Below are 847 nucleotides of genomic sequence, written 5' to 3' on the forward strand. Positions count from 1 at the left end.
TAGGGCCTGTTAGGGCTTGATCCAGTCTGCTGCGGCAGCGATGTGGATGACCGCGAGGAACGACGTTGCTGTTTTTTCGTATCTGGTTGCGACAGCGCGCCACTCCTTGAGGCGAGCCCAGAGGTTCTCGACAAGATGTCGACACCGACAGGCCCATTCTGGGCAGGCGACCGGCCCATCGCGTCGTTTCGCAGGAATGGCGGGCCGGGCTCCCATGTCCCATATCCGTTCACGAAAGGCATTCGACGCGTAGCCCTTGTCCGCCACTACCCACAGAGGAATGGCGGGAAGGTTGTCGAGCATGGCTGGTGCCAGGGGCAGTTCATGAGCCTGTCCGGGGGCCAGCGCAAAACCGAAGGCTTTTCCATGTCCATCAGCGATCACGCAGACTTTCGTGCCATAGCCGCCGCGAGAGCGGCCAGGTGCTTCACGATGGTCTCGCTCTTCGAAAGAGGCCCCTTTTTTTGGGCTCCCGCCGCCTTGTGGTGAGCCCTGATGTTCGTACCATCCAGAAAAGTCATTCCGAACGCCACTCCTGGTTGTTCCTGAACCAGTTCGAGCAGGCGTTCCCACACGCCCGGTTTCGCCCAGCGGATGAAAAGCTGTGCCGCCCGCCACCACGGACCCGGTTCAGCGGGGATACTCCGCCATTTCGCGCCATTCTCATGCCGCCAGAAGATCGCTGCTATCGTGCGCCGCAGATCATGTGGCGGCGTCTTGCCCCCTGGGCGAACCGCCTCAATCAGAGGTTTCCAGATCGTCCATGCCTCGTCCGTAAAGATGCCTGTTCTGTCTCCTTCTTCCATCCCTACAATATGGGAAGAATTTCAAGATCTAACAGGACCTA

Annotated in this window: 1 protein-coding gene; it reads right to left on the bottom strand. The window is 59.5% G+C overall.

Translation table 11 applies throughout. The features are described 5' to 3' along the window. Window positions 1–9: 9 nt before the first annotated feature. A protein-coding gene (locus tag GOB85_RS18850; protein WP_198912244.1) for an IS5 family transposase occupies window positions 10–806 on the bottom strand; the annotation gives its coding sequence in 2 pieces (ribosomal slippage) (window positions 10–467 and window positions 467–806; 798 coding nt in all). Window positions 807–847 lie beyond the last annotated feature (41 nt).

Origin of the sequence: Acetobacter fallax, from assembly GCF_011516735.1 — a bacterium.
Classification (GTDB): domain Bacteria; phylum Pseudomonadota; class Alphaproteobacteria; order Acetobacterales; family Acetobacteraceae; genus Acetobacter; species Acetobacter fallax.